Origin of the sequence: Streptomyces sp. NBC_00212, assembly GCF_045206365.1 — a bacterium.
Taxonomy (GTDB): Bacteria; Actinomycetota; Actinomycetes; order Streptomycetales; family Streptomycetaceae; genus Streptomyces.
On the sequence record NZ_CP108115.1, the window covers coordinates 2,335,408 to 2,358,951 of the forward strand.

A 23,544-nucleotide genomic window follows, 5' to 3' on the forward strand; every position below is an offset into this window, starting at 1 on the left:
CATGGCCGCTGTATTCCCTCCTCGGCTGTTACCTCTTAAGTCATCGCATGGTTCCGAGGAGTGTTACGCGCAATCTTCGTGGCCCGAGTCACACTCCAAAGGCGACCTAGGGGTCACAAGGGGCATATACCCCGTAATCGAGTGCGCCGGACCCCCTCCGGGATCCGGCGGCACACTACCTCCGGCGGGACTCCGGTCAGTGCTCGCGCGGCGCGGGGACGACCCGCTCCACCTCCGGGTGGACGGTGAGCAGTTGACGTACGGCCGTCTCGGCCGCCATGGGGTCGCCGTTGGCGAGGGCGTCCACGATCCGCCCGTGGTGCGCGAGGGAGCCGTCCGAGGGGCGGTCACAGCCGGTGACCGGGGAGCCGGAGACCTGGAGCGCGGCCGAGACGATGCCGGAGAGATGCTCCAGCATCCGATTGCCGGCGAGCTGGATCAGTAGGGAGTGGAACTCGGCATCCGCCCGCGAGAAGGTGATCGCGTCCCCCTGGGCGAGGGCGTGGCCCATGATCTCCACCATGTCGCCGAGCCGCTGCTGGATGTCCTCGCGGCCGTGGCCCGCGGCGAGGCGGGCGGCGAGCGGCTCGATGGTCCAGCGCAGCTCGGCGAGCTCGCGGCGCTGGTCGTCGCGCTGGGGGCCGAAGGCGCGCCACTCGATGATGTCGGGGTCCAGCAGGTTCCAGTCACTGACCGGCCGGACCCGGGTGCCGACGTTGGGCCGGGCGCTGACCAGGCCCTTGGCCTCGAGCACGCGCAGGGACTCGCGGACCACCGTGCGGGAGACCTCGAACCGCTGGCCGATCTCCTCGGGGACGAGCGGGCGGTCCGCGCCGAGGTCGCCGGAGACGATCATCTGGCCGAGCTGCTGGACGAGTTGACCGTGCAGGCCGCGGCCTCGGCTGCCTGCCGCGCGGCGGCCCACCCGGCCGAGTTCCGCGTCCCCGCTGTCCCAGGAGGGGGTGCCGATCCGGCCGGAGGGGCGCGCCTCCCCGTAGGGGTAGCGGTCGAGTTCGCCCGGGGCCGAGAGGCCGGCGTCGGCGGTGCGGGCGGTCATCATGGTGTGCGCAAGGGTGCTCATGCACCCTTTGTCGGCGGGACCGCGGTGCCCCTTGAGGTCTTTGGTGAAAAGCACACGAAAGGGTGATCACCGCCCGCCCCGCAATTGACGCTTTATCGGAAAGAAGCGGGCATTCCCAAGGGAGTTCTGGGCAGATGCTCGCTCTCTGGTCGCCGGTGCCTCACCAACGGGCCCTGGCACGCAGGCCGGTGACCAGATATGCGCAGATCAGAACGGTGATCGACAACGCGAGTGCGGCTCCGACGGGTTCGGCGACCAGGTGCAGGACGGCGATGAGCCAGTGGTCGAGGGCGTGCGGCCACCGCACCCACGCCAGGTCGCGCAGCCGGTCGGGAAGCCCGGCGACGGAGCGCACCGAGTGCCCGTCGACGGCCTTCCTCAGGAGCGGTACGACGGCGACGGGCACGGCGAGGACCGCGGCGAGGCCCGCGATGGTGGCCCGGAAGATCCCGGCGGCGAGCAGCCCGGCCCAGGCGCAGCCGACCGTGAGACCGGCCCAACTGGCGCCCCACGCGAGCCATTCGCGCGGTGGCCCCGCCATGTCGCCGCCGTACACCAGGCGCAGGGCCTGGTGGTCGACCGCCGCCGCGAGCGCGGCGAGCAGGAGGGCGGCCCCGGCGGTCACGGCGAGTTTGGCGCCGAGCAGGCCGAGCCGGCGCGGCACGGTGCCCCGGTCGGCGGCGAGCGCCGGGTAGCGGTACTCGTCGCCGAAGGCGAGCGCGCCGAGCAGGCCCGCACCGAGCGCGGCGGGCGGCAGCGGGAGCAGGCCGGGCCAGGCCGCGAGGAGCCGCGGCAGCGGGGCGTGCCCGGCCCTGGCCAGCAGCACGGACAGGACGGCCGACAGCGCCAGAACACCCGCGGCCAGCAAGAACGTTGTCCGTACGCCGAGGAGTCTGCGCAGTTCGTAGCGCAGGGGGCGCAGCGGGGTGCGGGCGGGCCTGCGGGTGATGGGCAGGGGGTGGGAACCACGGGGCGGTCCGGTCCGTTCCTGGGGTGGGACGGTGACGCTCGGGCCGGTGTCGCCGATCTCGTCGGCGAGGCGGTGCAGCAGCACGCCGTTGCGGAAGGCCGTCTCCCCGACCTCCGCGCAGCTGCTGCCGTACACGGACAAGTGGTTGCCGTCCTCGGCGACCACTTCGACGGACCGCTGGGCGGCGCGCGCCTCCCGGCCGACCAGGGCGGCGAGGCGGGCGGCGTGCGGGGTGGCGACGGCGACGCGGGGCCGCAGCCGGGTGCGGGCGAACTGGGTGGCGTCCTGGTCGGCGACGAGCCGGCCGCCGTCGATGGTGACGACGCGGTCGGCGACCCGGGCCGCCTCCTTGGGATCGGCGAAGGTGCACAGGACGGTGCCGCCGTGGCCGGCGTGGCCGCGCAGGAGTCCGTAGAGCCAGGCGTTCTCGCGGGGGGAGAGGCCCTCGGCGGGCTCGTCGAGAAGGAGGGTGTGCGGGTCGCCGAGGAGTGCGGCGGCGAGGCCGAGGCGGCGGTCCATGCCGAGCGAGAGGGTGCCCAGGCGCTGGTCGGCGAGGCCGGAGAGGCCGACGACCTCAAGCATTTCGTCGGCGCGCGACACGGGGACGCCCGCGACGGTGCACATCAGCTTGAGCTGTCCCCGGGTGGTACGTGCGGGGTGACCGGGCACATCGCCGAGGAGGGTGCCCACTTCGCGGGCGGGGTGGGCGAGTTCGTGCAGGGGGCGGCCGCGGAAGTAGGTGACGCCCCGGCCCGGTTCGAGTTCGAGCATCAGACGCAGGGCCGTCGTCCGCCCCGAGCCCGGGGGGCCAAGGAGGGCGGTGAGCTGCCCGGGTCTCGCCTCGAAGGTGAGGTCGTCGACGGCGGACGGAAGGTCTCGGCGGGGGGCACTGGTGAGTCCGATTGCCTGGAGCATCGCTTCTCCCGCGGTAGATGAGACCGCTCGGCGGCAGGCCGGGGTACCGCAGCAAGATAACGCGACATTTTGGACTTTTGGTGCATGGTCGGGGCGATGTGGCCCCGGATGTCAGGCCATTGGGGGCCACGGCGGGACGAGCGGACACCTCCCGGTCCGGTCCGTCCCGGATGCCCGGGCCGGGATCGGGACGCCTCTGCCCCTGGCAGCGGGGTCGGCGCCGGGGCCGGGGCCGACCCCGTCGGATCCTCGGCCCCTCGTTCTCCTTCGGGTCAGACCTCGGGGCGCAGCATCGGCGGGTTGAGCAGCGTGGCGCCGCCGGCCCGGAACAGCTGGGCGGGGCGGCCGCCCTGCCGGGTCGTGGTGCCGCCGGCCGGGACCAGGAAGCCCGGGGTGCCGGTCACCTTGCGGTGGAAGTTGCGCGGGTCCAGGGCGACGCCCCACACCGCCTCGTACACCCGGCGCAGCTCGCCGACGGTGAACTCGGCCGGGCAGAAGGCGGTGGCCAGCGAGGAGTACTCGATCTTCGACCGGGCGCGTTCCACTCCGTCCGCCAGGATCTGGGCGTGGTCGAAGGCGAGCGGCGCGGGCTGCTCGCCTTCGCGGCCGAATCCGCCTTCCTGCCCGAGCAGGTCCTCGACGGGGGCCCAGCGCGCACTGTGCGCGTCGCCGCCCGCGCGCGGTGCGGGCAGGTCGGGAGCGAGGGCGAGGTGGGCCACGCTGACCACCCGCATCCGGGGGTCGCGCCGGGGGTCGCCGTAGGTGGCGAGCTGTTCGAGATGCGCGCCGTTGGCGAGCGCCGGGGCCGACGGGTCCGAGGCGCACAGCCCCGTCTCCTCGCCGAGTTCCCTGGCCGCCGCGGTGGAGAGGTCCTCGTCGTCGCGGACGAATCCGCCGGGCAGCGCCCAGCGCCCCTGGAACGGTGGCTCCCCGCGGCGCACCACGAGCGCGCAGAGCGCGTGGCGGCGCACGGTCAGCACGACCAGGTCGACGGTCACGGCGAAGGGCGGAAAGGCCGACGGGTCGTAGGGCGACATGCGGCGATCATAGTCGTCTGCCTGACGATAAACACTCCCCTCGACACCCTCCGGCACTTCTTCTCCCGTGGCACCTTCCGCTGCGCCCATCCCGCTCAGCCTCCCAACTGGAGCCATTCAGCGGCCTGCTCGACCATGCCGACCCCGAGCCTGCTGATCCGCACCGTGAACGGCTCCCCCGCGACACTGAGGCCGGAGAGCCGGACCGCGCCGAGCGGGGCCGACCTCATCGGGTCCAGCGCGACCGATCCGGCCGGGGCGTCCGGGCGGATCCCGGCCAGGGTGGTGAGCAGTTGGATGCCTGCCGCGGCCGCCACCGCCGCCGGACGGCAGGCGGCCGGATGCGGCACGGGCACGCTGTCGGCGGTGCGCTGCTCCCCCGCGTACATCTCGGGCAGCCGATGGCCGAATGCCTCCGAGGCGGCCAGGACGCCCCGCAGCAGGGAGACGGCCTCCTTCTCGTACCCGGCGGCCGCAAGGCCCGCGACGGCGACGGCGCTCTCGTGGACCCGCACCGCCCCTGCCCGGTGCCCGAACGGGTTGTACCCGGGCTCCTTGACGGCGAGCCCGCGCAGCCCCCAGCCCGAGTCCATCGCGGGGCCGCCGAGCAGCCGGGCCAGTTGTTCGGTCTGCACCTTGTCGAGCAGCCCGGGCGCGAGCCGGCCGCCGCCGAGCAGCCCCGTGTCCAGCAGGTGGGCTGCGCCCGCCCCGAGCAGCGGCACCGGGCGGCCGTCGGCGGTGCGGGCGGCAGCGGGGCGGCCGCCGCCGAGGTGGTCCAGCCAGAACTCGGCCCGGAACCGGTCCCTGAGCGCCCCGGCCCGCGCGAGCCACGCGTCAGCTCCGGGACGGCCGCACTCCCGCAGCAGTTCCGCGCCGAGCAGCGCGGCCCGGTGGACGTGGGCCTGGGTCTCGGCGCGTACGAATCCGGCAGCCCCGGGGCCGGTCTCGGCGAGGTAGCCGTTGTCGTCCAGGGCGGTGGCCAGCCAGTGCAGGCAGCGCTCGGCGGCGGGCAGCAGCTCGGTCACCGCCGGCTCCGGCAGGCCCCAGCGCCGCGCCTCCGCGAGCACGACCGGGAAGGCCAGGGTGGCCTCCACTCCCGAACAGCCGGGCGGAAGGTAGGGGCCCGCATCCCTGAACGGGCCGGGGATACGCCCCAACTCTGCTCCAGGACCCGGGAGTTGAGTCCTCGCGAGGGTGCGGAGGGTGGCCGCCGCGAGCCGGGTGGACAGCGGCAGCGCCATCCGAGCCGCCCAGAGCGCCTCCGCCGGTGCCGAACCGCATCGCCAGGGGACTCCGGCCGCCGCGTACAGGTCGGCCGGGCGGGCCGGGTCGCGGATCAGCAGCGCCCGCAGATCGTCGATGCTGTGCTGGAGCAGCACCGCCACCCGAGGGTCGTCGCCCTCGGCCCTGGCTTCCTGGGGCGAGGGCAGCGGGCTCGCGGCGTGTCCGGGCGGCCGCACCGGTCGGCCGGTCCTGATGGTCAGCTGGATCGTGCACGAGCCGCCCGGAGGCAGTTCCAGGGCCCAGCGCAGCACCCCGGCGGACGCGAGCGCGTCGGTCGGCGGTGGCTGTGCGGTCACCGCCGAGTGGGCGCCGCCCGACGTCCAGCGCATTCCCGAGTCGTGGACACTGGCGGGCAGTTCGGGCCCGGCGCGGCCGGCGGCCACCGCGCCCAGCTCCGCCAAGTCGGTGCCGAGGGCGATCTCCACCGGCAGCCTCAGCGGCCGGACCGCCGAGCTGCTCAGGGTGATCCGCTCGGTGCCGTCCGCCTGCCGGAGGCGCTCGACGGCGATCTCGGGGTCGGGCCCGCCGTCCGCCGCGGTGCGGACCACCGCGAGGAAGCGGGCACGGTCGGCCGATATCGACCTGCCCTGCACGGCGATCGGGTCGCGGCCCGCCACCCTCAACTGGCAGCGGGAGAGCAGCCGTCGGCCATGCTGGTAGAAGCCTTCGAGGCCCTGCCCGGTCAGCTGTCCGTGCTCCGGCGACACCGCGAGGCCGGGCAGGGCCACGCAGATCACGGCCGCGTGCACGGCGGGCAGCTCACCGAGCGGCCCGGCCGTTCTCGGCGGGACCGGCCCCGGTGTGCTCCCGGTGCCGGTGCGGGGAGGGGCGGTGAACACCATGGGTACCCTTCTTCGCTGTCCGTTCCGGGCGACGATGGTGGGCCTGGCGGAGGCTGCCGCCCGTGCGGCGCGGTGCCCGGTGCCGTGCCGCCACTCGGGTGAACGCCACGAGCCTCGACCGGGTCACGGACGGATCGCCCCCGGTCGCGGCCCAGGGGCCGGGTGGCCCGTGTCTCCCCCTCGACCCGGCACTCCAGGACGGAGCGGCCCGCGCCGTCTTCCTCACCCCTCCCGGTTCACCGGCTCCCCGCCTCGGCGGCGCACCCGGTCTCGTACCTTCGCCTGCTTGGGGCGGGTGGGCTCGGGGCGGCCCGAACTCACGTGCCGGTGAGGGCTGTTGGCGCTCTTCCGCGAGCTCGGAGTGGACTTGCGGCGCGGCTCGGGACGGGCCTCGCGGCGCGCGGGCGGGTCTGCGGATTCCTCCGCGCCGACAGCGTCCCCGGCCAGCCTCGCGGCGCGTTCCTCGCGCAGGCAGACGCGCAACTCCTCGGGGTCGAGGCCTCCGTTGCAGGCCCGGTGCAGCAGTTGGGCGAAGCGGTAGTCGGGGTCCGCCCGCAGGGCGAGGCTGAACGCCACCCGGGCGTTCGGGTCGTCACCGGTCGACCAGGAGACCCAGCCCGCCAGGGTGAGCAGCGCCGCCGCATGGTCGCCGTACGGGCCGACACAGCGGCGGGCCAGCGCCCGCCACAGGCGCAGGGCCGGCCCCGCTTCCGGCCCCTCCATCCATTCCGCGGCCCAGTCCCGGGTCGTGCGGTCCTGGAGGCCGAGGATCACGGCCGCCGCCTCGTCGTGGGCGATGAGCCCGTCGTCCAGGTCGTCCGACGCGTTCCTGCCGAGGAGCAGGGTGGCGACCCCCCGGCCGCCCGCCGGGAGGGCGTCCGTGCCGCGGGCAGGTGCGGGCGCCTGCGCGATCCGGCGCATGAGCCGGGCAGCCAGGTCGAGCGTCTCGTCGGCCACGGTGCGCCGGTCGCCCTCGCTCAGGATGCGGGGGAACATCTCGGCGGCCGCGGCGTCCAGCGCCCATTCCTGCTCGTCCGCCGCCCCGGTCCGCCAGGGTGCGAGCCGTTCCTCCATCTCCCGCAGGGAGCCGCGCACTTGGACGCCCGCGTAGGTGGCGGCGGCCGCCATGACGGAGGTTCCCGGCAGGGTGAGCACGTTGCCCTCCGGTGGGCAGCAGCGGGTGTCCGGGCAGCAGTACGACCAGTAGCGGCCGTCGGAAATGCAGAGCGCTTCGAGTACCGGGACGTCGAGGCCGCCGCACGCGACGCGGAGCCGTTGGGCCAATGGCCGCAGCCGGTCCATCACTTCGCGTCCGGTGCCGCCCGACGACGGGTCCTGGCAGAGGAAGACGACGATGCCGTCGGGCCGTGGCCCGCGCCGCTCGCTTCCCGTGACCAGGCAGTCGGCGAGCTGTTCGGCGATGTCGGACCACTCCTGCGGCGAGGCGGGCAGCCCCACCCTGACCCGACCGCCGAACCGGCCGCTCTCGCCGTGCAGCGCGACGAGCACCACCGAGTCGGTCGGATGGAAACCCATCAAGTACGGCAGTGCGTCGGCCAGTTCGGCCGGGCCGCGCAGGGTGATCCGTGGCTCGCCCGACGAGCCGTGGGATTCGGATTCGCGGGAGCCGGACCCGCGGGACTCGGAGCCACAGGATTCACCCTCGCGGGAGCCGGGCTCAGGGGATTCGGATTCGTGGGATTCGCTCGTGTCTCGCATGACTTGAGGGTTTCGCGATCACGGATCTCCCACCACCCCTGTGGATAACCTTGTCCACAGACCGAAGGCGCTGGTCATACAAATGACGCGGACGGAAGGCCGAGGCCCAACGACCGCCCCCACAGGGCGAGTTCAGCCCTGCCAGGAGTGGGGCGCGCGGTGGCCCGGGGTGCGCCATCCCGCCCTGGCGCGAGCGCGCTCCGCGGCCGGGGCGGCGGTCAGGGCGGCGGCCCGCGCCAGGAGCACCGCGGTGATCGCGGCGAGCTCCTCGGGGCCGGCCTCGCCCCGTTCTATCCGGACGACCGCGTTACGCACGCCTTCATCGTCTACGACGGCATCACGTGCGACAGCATTGGCACTCACGGCATGAACTCCCTTGCTATTGGGGTGGGTTGCCGTGTTTGCGGGACGGCAGGTCGGCGTGCTTGGTCTTGAGCATCGCCAGCGAGGCGATGAGGACGGCCCGGGTCTCGGCGGGATCGATGACGTCATCGACCAGACCCCGCTCGGCCGCGTAGTACGGGTGCATCAGCTCGGCCTTGTACTCCTTGACCATCCGCGCCCGCATCGCCTCCGAATCATCGGCCTCCGCGATCTGACGGCGGAAGATGACATTGGCGGCACCCTCGGCACCCATCACCGCGATCTCGTTCGTCGGCCAGGCGTAGGTCAGATCCGCGCCGATCGACTGCGAGTCCATGACGATGTACGCGCCGCCGTAGGCCTTGCGCAGGATCAGTGAGATCCGCGGCACCGTCGCGTTGCAGTACGCGTACAGCAGCTTCGCGCCGTGCCGGATGATCCCACCGTGCTCCTGCGAGACGCCCGGTAGGAACCCGGGTACGTCCAAAAGGGTGAAAATCGGGATGTTGAACGCGTCGCACATCTGTACGAAGCGGGCTGCTTTCTCGCTGGCCTCGATGTCCAGGACCCCGGCCAGGGACTGGGGCTGGTTGGCGACGATGCCCACGACCTGGCCGTCGAACCGGGCCAGCGCGCAGATGATGTTGCGGGCCCACCGCTCGTGGATCTCCAGGAAGTCCCTGTCGTCGACGAGCTCCTCGATCACCTTGTGCATGTCGTACGGACGGTTACCGTCCGCGGGCACCAGGTCGAGGAGAACCTCGGAGCGGCGGTCGGCCGGATCGTCGGACGCGTGGACCGGCGGGTTCTCCCGGTTGTTCGACGGCAGCATCGAGATCAGATACCGGACCTCGGCCAGGCACGTCTCCTCGTCGTCATACGCGAAGTGCGCGACGCCGGAGGACTCGGCGTGGACGTCGGCGCCGCCGAGGCCGTTCTGGGTGATCTCCTCGCCCGTCACCGCCCGCACCACGTCCGGACCCGTGATGAACATCTGCGACGTCTCACGCACCATGAACACGAAGTCCGTCAACGCCGGGCTGTACGCCGCGCCGCCCGCGCACGGGCCCAGCATCACGCTGATCTGCGGAATCACCCCCGACGCGCGCGTGTTCCGCTGGAAGATCCCGCCATACCCCGCGAGGGCAGAAACACCCTCCTGGATACGGGCGCCCGCACCATCATTGAGCGACACCAGCGGGGCACCCGCCGCGATCGCCATGTCCATGATCTTGTGGATCTTCGTGGCGTGGGCCTCGCCCAGGGCGCCGCCGAAGATCCGGAAGTCGTGCGCGTACACGAAGACCGTGCGGCCCTCGACCGTGCCCCAGCCGGTGATCACACCGTCGGTGTACGGCTTCTTCGCCTCCAGGCCGAAACCGACCGCACGGTGCCGACGCAACTGCTCCACCTCGTGAAACGAACCGGGATCGAGCAGCAGGTCGATGCGCTCACGCGCCGTCAGCTTGCCCTTGGCGTGCTGCGCCTCGGTCGCGCGCTTGCTCGGCCCACGACGGGCCTCCTCGCGCAACGCAAGAAGCTCGGTGACCCGGTTGCGGGTCGCCGTCGGCTGCGGTGTGATCATGCCGGATCCCTCTCGTTTCTCGCGGCCCCCAGCCGGGCGGCCCCTGTGCGTGCGGCTTCGTTGCGCGGGTCACGTACGGCGCGCAGGTCACGTACAACGCTCATCAGCCCACCCGCCCGACGACGGCCATGCCGCCCCAGCCGGCGCCCTGTGCGGCCCAGCGCTTCTCGCCGGCGCCGTGCAGGATCTCCCTTTGCAGGTCCTGCAGTTCGGGCATCGGGTCGATGCCGAGCACTTCGCGCAGGGCGGTGCGCAGCCGGGTGAAGGTCTCCAGGGCCTGGCCGCGGCGGCCGGTCCGGTGCAGGACGAGCATCAGCTGGGCGTGGAATCCCTCGTGCAGCGGGTGGTTCTCGGTTAAGTACCGGAGCTCGCCCAGGACTTGGCGGTGGCGGCCGATGCGGATGCCCGCCTCGATGCGGCCCTCAAGGGCGGTGAGCCGGAGCTCTTCGAGGCGGGAGACCTCAAGGGAAAGGCGCGGGCCGAGCGGGACGCCGTCCAGTGGTGCCGCGCCGCGCCACAGGGCGAGACCGCGTTGGAAGGCCTGGGCCGCCTCGGCGTTGTCGCCCTCGCTGAGCGACTGGCAGCCCTCGTCGACGGCCTGCTCGAAGAGGTCGGCGCCACGGTGCCGGTGCCCAGGTCGAGCCGGTAGCCGCCGCGCGAGGTGATCAGGACGTCCTTCGGGTCGAGCCGCCCGTGCGAGGACCGCGAGGTCATCAGCGAACGCAGGTTCATGACGTACGTCTGGACCGCGGTCACCGCGCTGCGCGGGGGCACCACCCCGAACCAGAGCTCGTCGATCAGGCTCGACATGGTCACCACATGACCGACGGCGAGGGCCAGGGTGGCGAGCAACTGCTGCTGCTTCGGCGCCGTCGGTCCCCAGCCCAGTTCGCCGTCCATTATCTGGACGTCACCGAGCACTCCGATATCCAAGACAACTCCCCCTGAGCGTTGATTGCTCTGTCTCGTCAATTTCCGAACGTACCGAACGGTTTAATTCCGGGGACCCCACCCCACGTCCGACCTGCACGGATGGGGTGCAGGCTACCCAGATTTGGCAACGCCTGTCGCGGAAATCAGATGAGTGGAACCAAAATTATTGGAGGCCGCCCCGAGGCCGGGCACGTAAAAGCGCCCGTCCTTCCCCATGAGGTGGCACCCATCGCGGTCCGTCGTCAATCCGAAATCGGCGTAGGGAATCCTCCGTCCGCTCCCCATCGCCTTGGCATAGGAATTCTTCAGGGTCAGGAAGCGGAGCAGCAGCGGGTGGCGCGCGGACGGCCGGGCCGCGTGCAGGCGGTCCAGCTCGTGCCGGGTGAGCAGGTGTTCCACGGACGGCAGCCGCAGCGGCGGCGGTTGCAGCGGTGCCACGTCAACGCCGACCCGGCCGCCGTCCATCAGGCCCACGGCGACCAGTCCTTCACAGTCGCCGACGCTGATGTCCAGCTCGTCACAGCCTCTTAAATAAGGCCGCCCGGTCGCGGTGTAGGCGACCTCGAAGAGTGCGGGGTCGGCGCCGAGCAGGGCGCCGGCGGTGGCTCTGAGCATCAGCCGGGACACGATGAAGCGGATGCGCCGCTCCGGTGTGGGCTGCCGGTCGGCCCGGGCGCGGTCCGCGCCGAGCAGTGCCCGGATGTCCTCCGCGTCGGGCCCGGTCTCGCGCGGCCACCAGTCCTCGGTCCGGCCCGCCACGACGATGCACCGGCTCTCCTCCAACTCCTTCCTGATCCTTGCCACTTCCAGGTCGTCCGGGCCCCGCGCCGCATATAGCGCGGGTGTCGGCCCTTGTGTCAAGCCGTGCTCCCGATCTCCAGGTCGATCCGTTCCCGGGACAGGTCGTAGGCCAGTGCCTCGCGGTCACGGACGATCAATTCCTTGAGGACGAGCCCCACTTGGCCCCTCGGCAGTCTCGGCGTCGAGTGGCCCAGGCGCCGCAGCACCCTGGTGAGGGCCAGCAGCAGCCAGGCACGGTCCGTGTCCTCGCCGGTGAACCGCAGTCTGCCGAGGCCGCAGGCCGCCGCGGTGAGCAGCGCGAGCCGGTCGGCGACCGCGAGGGCCGCCGGGTCGGGCCCGCCGGGCGTGGGGCGGCCGAGGTAGGAGCGGCGCCGTTCCAGGCCGCGCAGTTCCCGGTTGAGCATCCGGATGACCTCCCGGAAGCTTCCGCCGGCCGGGTCGCGCCCGTCCGGCAGACCGGAGAAGTCGCGGAACTCCCGCCCTAGCAGCCGCAGTTCGCGACCCGTTGATCCGGGCTGGAACTCGGCGAGGAGCTGCGGCAGCCGGGCGCCGACGGGGCCGGCCGCCGCCATCAGGGCCTCGCCCTCGCGGGCGGCCGAGAAGTCGTACGCGGACCGGGCGAGGCTGCCGTCCCGGCGCCGCGCGTTCAACGGAATCAGTTCCTCCGCGCCCTCTCGCAGCAGTCGCGGCACCAGGTGTCCGCACACGGCGGTCAGGGCCCGCCTCCCGGTTCCGGCGCGCAGTGCGTCGGTCGCGGCGCCGACCACGCAGTCGGCGAGCAGTACGTCGGCGAAGGACCCGGTGAGCGCCCCGACCGCGGACAGGTCGTCCACGGGCGCGTAGTGCTCCTGGTAGGCCCGCACCGCGGTGCGCAGCCGGGTGTCGGCGGCGGCCACGAGCCAGCCCGGGAGCACGGTGCGTATGAACGCCCCCGCCAGCTCCGGGTCGCAGCGGCAGCCCGTCTCGTGCCCGTCGGCCGCGCAGCTCGGGACGGTGAGCCAGACCCGGGTGTCCGGGTCCGCGCCGGCCGCGTACGGCTGCCGGGCACGGACCGGGGTGTCCAGGTCCGCGTCCACTCCGTGGGACTGCCGTGCGCTGTCCGCTCCGTACGGCTGTCGTGTGCTGTCCGGAGCGGGAACTGCCAGAACCAGGCGTCCGTTCTCCTTGAAGGAGGCAGCCAGTTGGGCGGCCGTCGGCGGGTGCGGCGCCGGGGGTGGCGGCCAGCCGCGCTCCACGGTGGGCACCCCGTGGGAGCGGATGACCGCCCGCAGCTTGTGGATGGTCTCGTCGCCGCGGCGCGCATCGCCCCGCAGGACGGGCGGGGAGCCCGCGCCGGTGCTGCCCCGGGGCAGTCCGGCGCCGGTGAACCGGCTCGCCCGCCGCTCGCTCACTGGGCGGTGCGCCGGCCGATGTACCCGACGGCGAGCAGGGCGCCCACCGCGAGGGCCGCAGCGGCGACCGACAGGGCGACCTTGGTGCCGCTGTCGCCGGGAGAGGCCTGGAGCACGGAGCCGAGGACCGCGACACCGACCACGGCGCCGGTCTGGCGGGCCGAGTTGAGGGCGCCCGACGCGATGCCCGCCTGCTCCTTGGGCACCGACGAGACAAGGGTGGTGACCAGGGACGGGATGGCGAAGGAGACACCGAACCCGAAGATCAGCAGGCCGACCGCGGTCAGCGCGTACTGGCCCGCGCCGTCGCCGCCCACGAAGAGCAGCTGGATGAGCGCGCCCACCGTCATCAGCGAGAAGCCGAGGATCGAGGGGATGCGCGGGCCCTTCCTGGCGACCAGGCGCCCGGTGTAGATCGGGTTGAACGCGGTGGGCAGGGTCAGCGGCAGGAAGGCGAGGCCGGCGGCCATGGCGGTGTAGCCGAGGCCCTGCTGGAAGTGGAGGGACATGACGAACAGGACGCCGGAGAGGCCGAAGTTGACGAGCAGACCGTTGAGCAGGCCGACCGAGAAGGTGGCCTTGCGGAAGAGCTGGAGCGGCAGCATCGGGCCGCGCACACCGGGCTCGCGGCGCTCCACCATGATGAAGCCGATCGCGGCGGCAACACCGACGGCCAGCGCGATGAGCACCGGCGCGGACGTCCAGCCCTCGGGCTCGCTCTGGATGACGCCGAACGTCAGGCCCGCCAGGGCGAGTACGGCGAGCAGCTGGCCGGGCAGGTCGATGGCACGGTTCGGATTGCGGGGCACCTGCGGCGCGAAGGCGCGGGTGATCAGCACGCTGAGCAGGGCGACCGGCACGTTGATGACGAAGATGAAGCGCCAGCCCAGCGTGTCCGTGAGGACACCGCCGACGACCGGGCCCGCCGCGAGCGCGACACCGGTGATGGCAGCCCACGATCCGAGTGCGCGGGCCCGCTGGGCGGGGTCGGTGTAGGCGGTCGCGATGACGGCCATCGAGGCCGGCAGCAGGGCCGCGCCCGCGATGCCGAGGACACCGCGCATGCCGATCAGAACGCCCAGGTTCGGGGACGCGGCGGTGAGTCCGGAGGCGATGAGGAAGGCCCAAGTGCCGGTCAGGAATACCTTGCGGGCGCCGAACCGGTCGGACAGCGCACCCATGGTGAGCAGCAGCGCGGCAAAGGTGAGGGTGTATCCGTTGACCACCCACTGGAGCCCGGAGAGGCCGCCGCCGATATCATCGCGGATGGCGGGCAGTGCCACGTTCACCACGCTGGTGTCGAGCAGCACCATGAAGTAGCCGAGCGAAAGGCCCAGAAGCAGAAGCCCCTTGCGCCGGACCCCGGCCTCGGGCTTGACGCCCGCCGAAGCGCTCCCTCCTTGTGCGGCCGTCACCGTCGATGACTGCGAGGACATAGTTGTTCCCTTCTCCATTACTGATGTGGAATCGCTGATGCGGAAAACTGAATTCGAGGCGGCCGGGGTCGAGAACCTGCGGCTGTTACAGCCTGGCGGGAGCCCGGGCGAAAGAGAAACGGGAAATTCCGATTGCACCATCGGAAGCGCCGATGGACCGGGGGAGGCCGAAAGATGCAGCTCCGTCAGTTGAACACGTTCCGCACCGTTGCCGAAACCCTCAATATCACACGGGCGGCCGAGCGCCTGAATTATGCCCAGTCGAGTGTCACCGAGCAGATCCAGTCGCTCGAAGCGGATCTGGGGGTGGCCCTTTTCGACCGTTCCGGCCGCCGGATACGGCTCACCGATGCGGGAAACCGTCTGGTCGAGTACGCCGAGCGCATGCTCCAGCTCGCCGAGGAGGCGAGGGCCGCGGTGTCCGGAATGGCGGACCCGGCCGGCGAACTCACCATCGGCGCGCCGGAAACGCTCTGCGTCTACCGATTGCCTTCTTTGCTGACCCGGTTCCGGGAAACCCATCCGAAGGTCCGGGTCGTGCTGCGTCCTGGCAACCGGTCGGAGTCCCGCGGCGGGGTGCGCGAGGGAACCCTGGATCTGTGCTTCACGTTCGGACCGCCGCCCACGGAGCCGGAGTTCGAGAGCATGGCGCTGGCTCCCGAGACCGTCGTCGTGGTGGCGCCCCCCGGGCACCCGCTGACCAGGATGAAGGAAGTGACCACGGCCGAACTCGCCGGTGTGGACTTCCTGGTGACCGAGCCCGGTTGCAGCTACCGCCGGATGTACGACGAGACGCTGGGCTCCGTGCGGGGCCCCCGGCCGAACGTGGTGGCCGAACTGACCAGCATCGGGGCGCTGCGCAGCTGCGTCGCCGAGGGGATGGGCTGCGCGCTGCTCCCGGGGATCGCGGTTGCGGCCGACCTGGCGCGGGGCGCCCTGGAGACGGTGCCGTGGACCAACGCCCGCCGGGAGACGGAGGTGCAGGTCTCCTGGCGTGCGCAGGGCGCCGAGTCGCCGGGCCTGCGCCCGTTCCTGGACACCGCGCGCGAACTGCTCGGCAGTCCGGCCCTGTAGCCGCCCGCCCCGGTGCGGCGACGCCTGCCGCACCGGGGCGGTCTCAGCCCTCGTCCAGGCAGAGTTCGTCCTCGTCGAGGTGGACGAGCCAGCCGCTGTAGCCGCCGGTCAGCGCGGCGAACCAGATCGCGGGGCGGGCGCCGACCGCGTCCCGGGCGAGCACCAGGGGCCCGTCCGCGGTCACCTCGACGTAGTCGCCCGCGGAGCGGATGCCGTACCCGGTGTCGCGGGCGACGCGGACCAGGTCGTCGAACTCGGGGATGTCCAGTACGTACAGCGTGGTCATCGGGTGCTCACCTTCTCCTCGGCCGGGGCGGCCTGCTCGGCGTGGTCGCGGGCGAGTTCGCCCTTGCGGCGCCACATGTCCTCGACGGTGGGGCGCTCGCCCTTCGCGATGTCGCTCAGGGCCCGGAGCGTCAACTCGGCGTCGCGTGCGTCGACTTCGGCGAAGGCGCGCAGCGGGCGGGTGATCTCCAGCTGGATTCCGTTGGGGTCGTCGAAGTAGAGGGACTCCAGGAGTTCGTGGGCGAGCGGCGGGGTGACCCGTACGCCGTGCTCCTTGAGGCGGACGCGCCAGGCGGTCAGCTCCTCCTCGGTGTCGACGTGCAGCGCCAGGTGGCGCGAGCGGTGCATGAGGTCGCCCGGGTCCTCCTCCTCGGGCAGCCCGAAGTAGTAGAAGAAGGCCAGGTGGTTGCCCTTGCCGAGGGCGAAGAAGAAGTGCACGAAGTCGGGGAAGTCCTCGGTGACCCAGCCGGTCGCGGTGATGGCGTGGACCAGGGGCAGGCCGAGCACGTCGCGGTAGAAGTGCAGGGTCTCCTCGGGCTTCCAGGTGACGTGCGCGAGGTGGTCGACGCCCTTGAGGCGCAGCGATCCGGTGTCGAGCGGCGCACCGGCCGCCGGGATCTGCGACATGGCTTGTTCCTTTCGCTGTGGAGCGTGGAGCGGGGGGGAGTCGGGGGTTCAACTGGTGTGTCAGGCGGGGGCCGGGGCCTGGCTCGGCTGCGCCTTCGGCTGGGTGGGCACGCTCACCCGGGTGAGCGCCAGGACCCGCTCGCGCAGGGTGCGGCGGTCCACCTTGCCGACCGGAGTCAGGGGGAACTCGTCCACCAGATGGAGGAGTTCGGGGGTTTTGAAGGCCGCTACGCCGTGTGCCGCGAAGAAGGCGTGGATGGTTTCCAGGGTGGGCCGCGGCCCGTCCCCCGGGATCACGCAGACACCGACGCGTTCACCGAGCGCCGGGTCGGGCAGGGCCAGGGCCGCCGCGTCCGCGACGCCGGGCACCGCCCGCACCAGGTCCTCGACCTCGTCGATGGAGACCTTCTCGCCGCCGCGGTTGACCAGGTCCTTGAGCCGTCCTTCGACGACGAGGTTGCCGGTGGGGTGCCACCGTACGAGATCGCCCGTGCGGTACCAGCCGTCGGCGGTGAAGGCCCGCTGGTTGTGCTGCGGGGCGCGGTAGTAGCCGCGGGGCGTGTACGGGCCCCGGGTGAGGAGCTCACCGGTGGCGCCGGTCGGCACCGGGCGGCCCTCGGCGTCGGCCACGAGGATCTCGTCCGCCTCGGAGATCGGCCGGCCCTGGGTCTCGCGCAGGACCTGCGGAGAATCGTCCGGCCGCGTGTAGTTGAGCAGGCCTTCGGCCATTCCGTACACCTGCTGGAGGGTGCAGCCCAGGCCCGGACCGAGCTCGCGGGCGAGCTCGGCGGGCAGGACGGAGCCGCCGACCTGGAGCAGTTCCAGGCTGCCGAGGTCGTACGGGGTGTCGGCGGCGTGTTCCAGCCAGCGGTGGGCGACGGCGGGCACCACCGAGGTGGCGGTGACGCGCTCGCGGGCGATCTCGGCGAACGCGGCCCTGGGGTGCGGCGAGGGCGACAGGACGGCCAGACCGCCCACCGCGAGGGTGCCCAGCACGCCCGGGCAGCCGAGCGGGAAGTTGTGCGCGAGGGGAAGGGCGGCCAGATAGGTGGTTTCGGCGGTGAAGCCGCAGACCTCGCCACTGCGGCGGAAGTTGTACTCGTAGTCGTTGTGCGTCCGCGCGATGATCTTGGGGAGTCCGGTGGTGCCGCCCGAGAGCAGGAACAGCGCCACCTCCCCGGCGTCCGGGGCCCGTTCGTCGAGCCGGCGGCGGCGCTCCTCGGCGTCGCCCTCGACGCGCAGGGCGGCCCGCAGGTCCACATGGCCCGGCTCGACGTGGTCGCCGACGACCAGGACGGGGACAGGGCGCGGCCGGGTCCCGGCGATCTTGGCGGCGAGCGCCTGGTGGTCGAAGTCGCGGCAGGTGTCGGGGACGGCGATGGCCGCGACGTCGGCGAGTTCGGCCAGGTACTCCAGCTCGTGCTCGCGATGCGGCATGAGGGCCAGGACCGGTGCCACGCCGATGCGCTGGCAGGCCAGGAACAGCGCCACGAACTCCCAGCGGTTGGGGAGCTGGACGAGCAGGTTGTCCCCGTCGCCGAGGCCCAGCGATACGAGGCGCTCCGCCAACGCGTCGGCGCGGACGGCCAGTTCGCGGTAGCCGGTCCTGGTCCGACCGTCCACCAGTGCCGTACGGGATCCGTAGCTCTCGCTCCAGCTCCACATCCAGTCGCCCAGCGGGCGGCCGCGCCAGTAGCCGGCCGCGGTGTAGCGCTCGGCCTCGTGCTCGGGCCACGGGACGGTCCCGGCGCGCTTCATCTTCTCCTCCTTCGCTCGATCGGGTGGATCCGTGCAGGGGGGCGGCCCGGCCCCGACCTCTTTCGGACGGGGCCGGGCCGCGGTCTCAGGCGGCGAGCCGCTCGGCGAGGAAGTCGGCGATGGCGGTCACGGTGGGGCGGTCCCACAGGAGCGTGGCCGGCAGCGCGAGCCGGAAGAGCTTCTCCAGGCGGCGCCGGATGACCAGGGTCATCACCGAGTCGAGGCCCATTTCCATGAGCGGGCGCCGCACGTCGAAGGAGTCGGGCGCCCACTTCATCTCGGCCGCGACCAGGCCGCGTACCGCGTCCACCAGGTGGGCGTGCAGCTCCTCGGGCTCCAGCGTGGCCCAGGCGGCCTCGCCCTGGTCGGTGGCGGACTCGGCCATCTCGACGGTGAGTTCGTCGAGCAGGGGCGGGCGGACGGCGGAGGGCTCCAGTTCGATGGTGCGGAGCACGGCGTAGTAGGGGGCGTCGTAGCGGGAGGCGAATTCCCAGCTGCGGAACGCCTCGGCGGCGGAGATGTCGGCGGTGCCGCGGGCGGCGAGTTCGGCGTCGATGAGTTCCGAGGAGGTCGACATGCCCAGGCCCCGCCAGGAGGTCCAGGCGTAGCTGACGGTGCTGGTGTCGCCGAGGGCCGCGCGGTGGGCGGCGAGCGCGTCCAGGAAGGCGTTGCCGGAGGCGTAGCTGGCCTGGCCGGGCAGGCCGAGGAGCTGGCCGCAGGAGGAGAACAGGGTGAAGAAGTCCAGGCTGTCCGGGGCGAACAGCTCGTGCAGGACCATCGCTCCGGCCACCTTGGGGCCCATGACGTGGGCGAGCGAGTCCTCGTCGACGCCCGCGGCCATCCGGTTGTCGAGGACACCGGCGGCGTGCACGATGCCGCGGATCGGCGGCAGGTCGAGGGCCCCCGGGGAGAGGGCCGCGGCGACGGCCTGGGCGTCGGTGATGTCGACGGAGACCACGCGGACGCTGACGCCGAGCCCCTCCAGGGCGCGGACCGCCTCGATCTGGCGGCGGGTCGTCGTGTCGGTCATCTCGTCCCAGGCGGTGCGCGGCGGCAGGCCGCGCCGGCCGGCCAGGACCAGGCGGCGGGCGCCGCGTCCGGCGAGCCAGGTGGCGACCTCCAGGCCGAGCACCCCGAGTCCGCCGGTGATCAGGTAGGTGCCGTCGGGCCGGCATTCCAGGGCGGCCCGCACGGGCTCGCGCTCGATGGCAGTCAGGCGGGCGGTCTCGATCGAGGCGCCGCGCACCGAGACGAGGTCCTCGCCGGGCTGGGCGCGTACGACGTCGACGAGTGCGGCCAGCGCTTCGGGGTCGGTGTCGTCGGCCAGGTCGACGGTGCCGCCCCACAGTTCGGGGTGCTCGCCGCCGATGACCCGGCCAAGTCCCCACAGCGGGGCGTCGCCCAGGGACTCGGCGGTCAGGGACTCGCGCACGCCCCGGGTGACGCACCACAGGCCGGGGTGCGCGTCGGGCCCTGCCGCGGCGAGTTGCTGCGCGGTGCGGGTGACCAGCCAGGCGGCGTCCACGGCGGCGCCGCTGACGCTGTCGGCGGCGCCGGCCCGCTCGGGCACCACGAGGACGGCGGTGGTGGAGGTGAGCGGCTCGGCGAGCGCGGTCAGGTCGTCCGGGGTGTCGATGGCCGTCCAGGGCAGGCCGGTCGCGGACAGTGCCTCGCCGATGCGCAGGCCGGTCTTGCGGTCACCTACGATCACGGCGGCGGTCACCGCGGCACGCTCGCGGGCGGGTTCGGCGGGCAGTTCGAGGGGCCGCCAGGCCAGTTCGCTGACCAGGCGCCGGGGGCTGGCGGTGGCGCCGGGGTCGCCGTCCAGGACGCCGTAGCGCAGGCCGGTGAGGCGGGCCAGGAGGCGGCCGTCGGTGGCGGCGATGGAGACGTCGACGGTGTCCACGGCGGCCGCGCCCTCGACGGTCGCGACGTGCAGGAGCACCTCGGCGGGGCAGTCGCCCGCCACGGCGGCCTCCCGGATGTGCGCGGGCATCCGCAGGATCGGTTCGCCCGGGAAGACGACGGAGGCGATGGACAGCGCCGCGTCCAGCACCGAGCCCCAGGAGCTGGGCAGTTGACCGCCCGGCTGGGCCGCGACGACGGCGAAGATCTCGCCCTCCGCGCGCCGCATCTCCTTGACCTCCCACGGGAAGCCCATCGCGGCGACACCGATGCCGGCGAGCCGGTCGATGTTGAAAGCGGTGTCGAGCACTTCGGCGCAGGTGGTGCGCAACTGCGCGGCATCCAGGGCGCGTTGGCCGACCGCGGTGCCGGGCGAGACGACGGCGGTGGTGTGGGTCAGCCAGGACGCGTCGGTGTCGTCGGCAGTGCCATCGCCGATGATGCGCGAGGCGAGGCGGACCGTGCCCTCGTGGTGGACGACCTGGAGCTCGCGCGGGGTGGACACGGCGACCGGCACCTTGAGGGTGACGTCCGCGAGGCCGGGGCGCTCGCCTTCGTGGGCGGCGGCCGTGAAGAAGGTGTTGAGCAACACCGTGGCCGGGATGATCTCGACGCCCTGGACGGGGTGGTCGCCCGGGTAGGGGCGGCACGACTCGTCGAGGTAGGTCTGCCACAGGCGGGCCGGGGTGTGGCCGTTGACGGCGGTCTGGCCGCCGAGCAGGGTGTGGCTCTCCACGTCGTGCTGGGTGCCGCCGCCGACGTTCCCGGCCGACTCGTACCAGTAGCGCCGGTGCTGCCAGACGGTGTGCGGCAGGTCGGCGAGGCGGCCCGGGGTGACGGCCGCCCAGTCGAGGGACACGCCGTGGCAGTGCAGGGCCGCGACGTTGGCGAGCAGGATGTCCCGCTCGGGCTTGTTGCGGCGCAGGCCGTGCGCGACGACGGCGTCCTCGATGCCGAGCCCGTCCAGGATCTCACCGATGGAGTGGGCGACCACGGGATGCCCGGATATTTCGACGAAGGCGCGGAAGCCGTCCTCGGCGGCGGCGGTGACGGCCTGGGTGAAGCGGACCGGGTTGCGCAGGTTTCCGGCCCAGTAGGCGCCGTCACGCGGGGCGTTGCCGCGCGGGTCGGCGAGCATGGTGCTGTAGACGGGCAGCGCGGGCTCCCCGATCGTCAAGTCGTGGGTGGCGGCGCCCAGTTCGGCGAGCAGCGGGTCCATGTGGGCGCTGTGGAAGGCGACGTCGGAGGCGACGCGGCGCACCACGAGCAACTCGGCCTCCCAGGCCGCGGCGAGCTCCTCGACGGCGTCGGTGTCACCGGCGACGACGGTGGAGCCGGGCGAGGCGGAGATGGCCGCGGTCACATCGGTGCGGCCGTGCAGGCGGTGGGTGACCTCGTCGAAGGGCAGCGCGACCATGATCATGGCGCCCTTGCCCGCGACCCGGCTCAGCAGCGCCGAGCGGCGGCAGATGAGGCGGGCGCCGTCGGCCGGCGAGAGGATGCCGGAGACGACCGCGGCGGCGATCTCGCCCACGGAGTGGCCGATGACGGCGGCGGGCTCCAGGCCGCGCTCGCGCCACACGGCGGCCAGGCCGACCTGCATGGCGAAGATCATCGGCTGGATCTTGTCGACGTCGGTGAGATCGCCGTCGAGCAGCACCCGGCGCGGCGAGAAGCCGATCTCGGCCAGGAAAATGGGGTCGATCTCGTCGAGGACCTTGGCGAACTCGGCCTCCTCGGCCAGGAGTTCGCGGCCCATGCCGGCCCACTGCGAGCCGTGACCGGAGAACACCCACACCGCACCCCGGGCAGCGCCGGACACCACGGTGCCCGTCTCGATGCCGTCCTCGCCCTCTCCGGCCGCGAACGCCCGCAGCCGGGTGACGAGCTGGGCCGCATCGGACGCGGCGGCCACCGCGCGGCTCGCGGCGTGGCCGCGGTGCACGGCCAGGGTGCGGGCGACGTCGTCGAGCGGCGTCCCGCCCGCCTCGGCATCCAGCCAGTCGGCGAGGGCCGCCGCCTGGGCACGCGTGCCGGCCTCGGTCGCACCCGACAGCGGGAACAGGCGTACGCCGTCCTCGGCGGCCGGGGCCCCGGCAAGGGCCGCCCCCTCGCCCTCGGGGGCCTGTTCCAGGACGATGTGGCCGATCGTGCCGCCGTAGCCGTAGCCGGAGACACCGGCGCGGCGCGGACGGCCCGTCACTGGCCAGGGGGTCGGCTCGGCGACGACCTTGAGACGGGACGCCTCCCAGTCGATGGCCGGGTTGGGCGTGTGGAAGTTGGCCTGCGGCGGAATGTGCGCGTGGTGCAGGGCCAGCACGGCCTTGATCAGGCCCGCCACGCCCGCCCCGGCCTCCAGGTGGCCGATGTTGGGCTTCACCGAACCGATCAGGACAGGCTGGTCGGCGGGGCGTCCGGCGCCGAACACCTCGGCCATGGCGGTGGTCTCGATGGGGTCGCCGGCCCGCGTTCCGGTGCCGTGCGCCTCGATGTAGTCGACGGTGAGCGGGTCCACACCGGCACTGCGGTAGGCCTGGCGCAGGAGGTGGGCCTGGGCCTCGGAGCTCGGCGCCATGATGCCGTTGGTGCGGCCGTCCTGATTGACGGCGGTGCCCTTGATGACGGCGAGGACGCGGTCGCCGTCGCGGCGGGCGTCGGCGAGCCGCTTGAGCACCACGACACCGGCGCCCTCACCGCGTCCGTAACCGTCGGCGGCCGCGTCGAACGACTTGCTGCGCCCGTCCGGCGAAACAGCACCCGCCGCGTCCAGGACCATGGTCAGGCCCGGGCCCGCCATGATGTTGACGCCACCGGCCAGCGCCACCGGCACATCGCCGTCGCGCAGCGCCTGGACGGCGAGGTGGAACGCGACCAGGGAGGCCGAGCAGGCCGTGTCGACGGCGAGGCTGGAACCGCGCAGGTCCAGGGTGTAGGAGACACGGTTGGCGACCGCGCAGAACGCGGCGCCGATCCCCGTCCAGGCCTCGATGCGCGGCAGGTCCTCCAGCATGCGCCGGCCGTAGTCGTCCGAGCCGACGCCGATGAACACCCCGGCATCCGTCCCGGCCAGGGACTGCGGGGCGATTCCCGCGTGCTCAAGAGCCTCCCACGACACCTCCAGGACGATCCGCTGCTGCGGGTCCATGAGCTCGGCCTCGCGCGGGGTGATCCCGAAGAACTCCGCGTCGAACCCCTCGATGTCGTCGAGGAATCCGCCGTTGCGGGTGGTGCGGCGCAGGGCCGCGCCGTTCTGCGGCGACGCGGCCTCATAAGCCGCCCAGCGCTCCGGCGGCACCTCGGAGATCGCATCCGTGCCGGCGGTCAGCAGCTTCCAGAACGACTCGGGCGAATCCACGCCGCCGGCGAAACGGCAACCCATGCCGATGACGGCGATGGGCTCGGAACCGGACCGGATGTCGCGGGGACCTTCGATCGGGGTGTTCACGTGCTCCTCCATGGGGGCAGCTTTTTGCGGTTGACGGGGGATGTGCCGTGCGGGTGGAAAGAAGTGCCGTGCGGGTGGAAGAGGGAAAGTCGC

The 23,544-nt window shown here is 72.8% G+C and carries 17 protein-coding genes and 1 pseudogene; 3 read left to right on the forward strand and 15 right to left on the reverse strand.

Annotated features, from left to right (window positions below):
• Positions 1-196: 196 nt before the first annotated feature.
• From OHA17_RS10590 to OHA17_RS10625, 8 genes and pseudogenes are all read right to left on the reverse strand, one after another.
• A complete protein-coding gene (locus OHA17_RS10590; protein ID WP_406506125.1) occupies positions 197-1,081 on the reverse strand; it encodes a FadR/GntR family transcriptional regulator in 885 nt (294 codons plus the stop codon).
• A 160-nt stretch (positions 1,082-1,241) separates the two neighbouring features.
• Positions 1,242-2,966: an ATP-binding cassette domain-containing protein gene (locus OHA17_RS10595; RefSeq protein WP_406506127.1), complete on the reverse strand. Its 1,725-nt coding sequence runs from the start codon at positions 2,964-2,966 to the stop codon at positions 1,242-1,244.
• A 272-nt stretch (positions 2,967-3,238) separates the two neighbouring features.
• Positions 3,239-4,003, reverse strand: coding sequence for an NUDIX domain-containing protein (locus tag OHA17_RS10600; RefSeq protein ID WP_053725527.1), 765 nt, complete (start codon positions 4,001-4,003; stop codon positions 3,239-3,241).
• A 95-nt stretch (positions 4,004-4,098) separates the two neighbouring features.
• Positions 4,099-6,129, reverse strand: coding sequence for a glycogen debranching N-terminal domain-containing protein (locus OHA17_RS10605; protein WP_406506129.1), 2,031 nt, complete (start codon positions 6,127-6,129; stop codon positions 4,099-4,101).
• Positions 6,130-6,351: 222 nt separating this feature from the next.
• The gene (locus OHA17_RS10610; protein WP_406506131.1) at positions 6,352-7,848 is read right to left on the reverse strand and encodes a DUF4192 domain-containing protein; all 1,497 of its coding nucleotides are present in this window, start codon (positions 7,846-7,848) and stop codon (positions 6,352-6,354) included.
• Between the two features lie 132 nt (positions 7,849-7,980).
• Entirely contained in the window at positions 7,981-8,163 is a 183-nt protein-coding gene (locus tag OHA17_RS10615; protein ID WP_406506133.1) for an acyl-CoA carboxylase epsilon subunit, read from the reverse strand.
• 64 nt (positions 8,164-8,227) lie between these two features.
• The gene (locus OHA17_RS10620) at positions 8,228-9,796 is read right to left on the reverse strand and encodes an acyl-CoA carboxylase subunit beta (protein ID WP_406506135.1); all 1,569 of its coding nucleotides are present in this window, start codon (positions 9,794-9,796) and stop codon (positions 8,228-8,230) included.
• Between the two features lie 103 nt (positions 9,797-9,899).
• Positions 9,900-10,349 (reverse strand): annotated as a pseudogene (locus tag OHA17_RS10625) (AfsR/SARP family transcriptional regulator); the annotation flags it as partial.
• Positions 10,350-10,457: 108 nt separating this feature from the next.
• On the opposite strand from OHA17_RS10625, the gene OHA17_RS10630 reads away from it, so the two are divergent.
• Both OHA17_RS10630 and OHA17_RS10635 read left to right on the forward strand, forming a co-directional pair.
• Positions 10,458-10,619 (forward strand): hypothetical protein, encoded by a 162-nt coding sequence (locus OHA17_RS10630; protein WP_406506137.1) that lies wholly within the window; start codon positions 10,458-10,460, stop codon positions 10,617-10,619.
• Positions 10,616-10,744, forward strand: coding sequence for a hypothetical protein (locus tag OHA17_RS10635; protein WP_406506139.1), 129 nt, complete (start codon positions 10,616-10,618; stop codon positions 10,742-10,744). Before OHA17_RS10630 ends, OHA17_RS10635 begins: the two co-directional genes overlap by 4 nt.
• A gap of 96 nt (positions 10,745-10,840) precedes the next feature.
• Here the strand turns inward: OHA17_RS10635 and OHA17_RS10640 are convergent, their stop codons facing one another.
• The 3 genes from OHA17_RS10640 to OHA17_RS10650 are packed head-to-tail and all read right to left on the reverse strand — an operon-like array spanning position 10,841 to position 14,357.
• A complete protein-coding gene (locus OHA17_RS10640) occupies positions 10,841-11,533 on the reverse strand; it encodes a 4'-phosphopantetheinyl transferase family protein (RefSeq protein ID WP_406506141.1) in 693 nt (230 codons plus the stop codon).
• Positions 11,534-11,586: 53 nt separating this feature from the next.
• Positions 11,587-12,921 (reverse strand): hypothetical protein, encoded by a 1,335-nt coding sequence (locus tag OHA17_RS10645; protein WP_406506143.1) that lies wholly within the window; start codon positions 12,919-12,921, stop codon positions 11,587-11,589.
• Entirely contained in the window at positions 12,918-14,357 is a 1,440-nt protein-coding gene (locus tag OHA17_RS10650; protein WP_406506145.1) for an MFS transporter, read from the reverse strand. Before OHA17_RS10650 ends, OHA17_RS10645 begins: the two co-directional genes overlap by 4 nt.
• A 174-nt stretch (positions 14,358-14,531) precedes the next feature.
• Here OHA17_RS10650 and OHA17_RS10655 point away from each other — a divergent pair, with 174 nt between their 5' ends.
• Positions 14,532-15,431, forward strand: a complete 900-nt coding sequence (locus OHA17_RS10655; RefSeq protein WP_053726359.1) for a LysR family transcriptional regulator — start codon at positions 14,532-14,534, stop codon at positions 15,429-15,431.
• A gap of 43 nt (positions 15,432-15,474) precedes the next feature.
• Here OHA17_RS10655 and OHA17_RS10660 read toward each other — a convergent pair whose 3' ends face one another.
• The 4 genes from OHA17_RS10660 to OHA17_RS10675 all read right to left on the reverse strand — a co-directional run bounded on the left by OHA17_RS10660 (position 15,475) and on the right by OHA17_RS10675 (position 23,451).
• Positions 15,475-15,717, reverse strand: coding sequence for a hypothetical protein (locus OHA17_RS10660; RefSeq protein WP_406506147.1), 243 nt, complete (start codon positions 15,715-15,717; stop codon positions 15,475-15,477).
• A complete protein-coding gene (locus tag OHA17_RS10665) occupies positions 15,714-16,343 on the reverse strand; it encodes a VOC family protein (RefSeq protein WP_053726361.1) in 630 nt (209 codons plus the stop codon). The genes OHA17_RS10660 and OHA17_RS10665 overlap by 4 nt, the downstream gene beginning before the upstream one ends.
• A 60-nt stretch (positions 16,344-16,403) precedes the next feature.
• Positions 16,404-18,101 carry a (2,3-dihydroxybenzoyl)adenylate synthase gene (locus OHA17_RS10670; RefSeq protein ID WP_406506149.1) on the reverse strand — a complete coding sequence of 566 codons (1,698 nt, stop codon included), beginning with the start codon at positions 18,099-18,101 and terminating at the stop codon, positions 16,404-16,406.
• A gap of 85 nt (positions 18,102-18,186) precedes the next feature.
• On the reverse strand, positions 18,187-23,451 hold the full coding sequence (locus OHA17_RS10675) for a type I polyketide synthase (protein WP_406506151.1): 5,265 nt from the start codon (positions 23,449-23,451) through the stop codon (positions 18,187-18,189).
• Between the last annotated feature and the right edge of the window lie 93 nt (positions 23,452-23,544).

Excerpts from the sequence above, each read along its gene's own strand:
- OHA17_RS10595 (WP_406506127.1), bottom strand. The coding sequence starts at position 2,966 with ATGCTCCAGGCAATCGGACTCACCAGTGCCCCCCGCCGAGACCTTCCG.
- OHA17_RS10635 (WP_406506139.1), top strand. The coding sequence starts at position 10,616 with ATGACCGACGGCGAGGGCCAGGGTGGCGAGCAACTGCTGCTGCTTCGG.
- OHA17_RS10590 (WP_406506125.1), bottom strand. The coding sequence starts at position 1,081 with ATGAGCACCCTTGCGCACACCATGATGACCGCCCGCACCGCCGACGCC.
- OHA17_RS10665 (WP_053726361.1), bottom strand. The coding sequence starts at position 16,343 with ATGTCGCAGATCCCGGCGGCCGGTGCGCCGCTCGACACCGGATCGCTG.
- OHA17_RS10660 (WP_406506147.1), bottom strand. The coding sequence starts at position 15,717 with ATGACCACGCTGTACGTACTGGACATCCCCGAGTTCGACGACCTGGTC.
- OHA17_RS10620 (WP_406506135.1), bottom strand. The coding sequence starts at position 9,796 with ATGATCACACCGCAGCCGACGGCGACCCGCAACCGGGTCACCGAGCTT.
- OHA17_RS10610 (WP_406506131.1), bottom strand. The coding sequence starts at position 7,848 with ATGCGAGACACGAGCGAATCCCACGAATCCGAATCCCCTGAGCCCGGC.
- OHA17_RS10605 (WP_406506129.1), bottom strand. The coding sequence starts at position 6,129 with ATGGTGTTCACCGCCCCTCCCCGCACCGGCACCGGGAGCACACCGGGG.
- OHA17_RS10650 (WP_406506145.1), bottom strand. The coding sequence starts at position 14,357 with ATGTCCTCGCAGTCATCGACGGTGACGGCCGCACAAGGAGGGAGCGCT.
- OHA17_RS10600 (WP_053725527.1), bottom strand. The coding sequence starts at position 4,003 with ATGTCGCCCTACGACCCGTCGGCCTTTCCGCCCTTCGCCGTGACCGTC.
- OHA17_RS10655 (WP_053726359.1), top strand. The coding sequence starts at position 14,532 with ATGCAGCTCCGTCAGTTGAACACGTTCCGCACCGTTGCCGAAACCCTC.
- OHA17_RS10670 (WP_406506149.1), bottom strand. The coding sequence starts at position 18,101 with ATGAAGCGCGCCGGGACCGTCCCGTGGCCCGAGCACGAGGCCGAGCGC.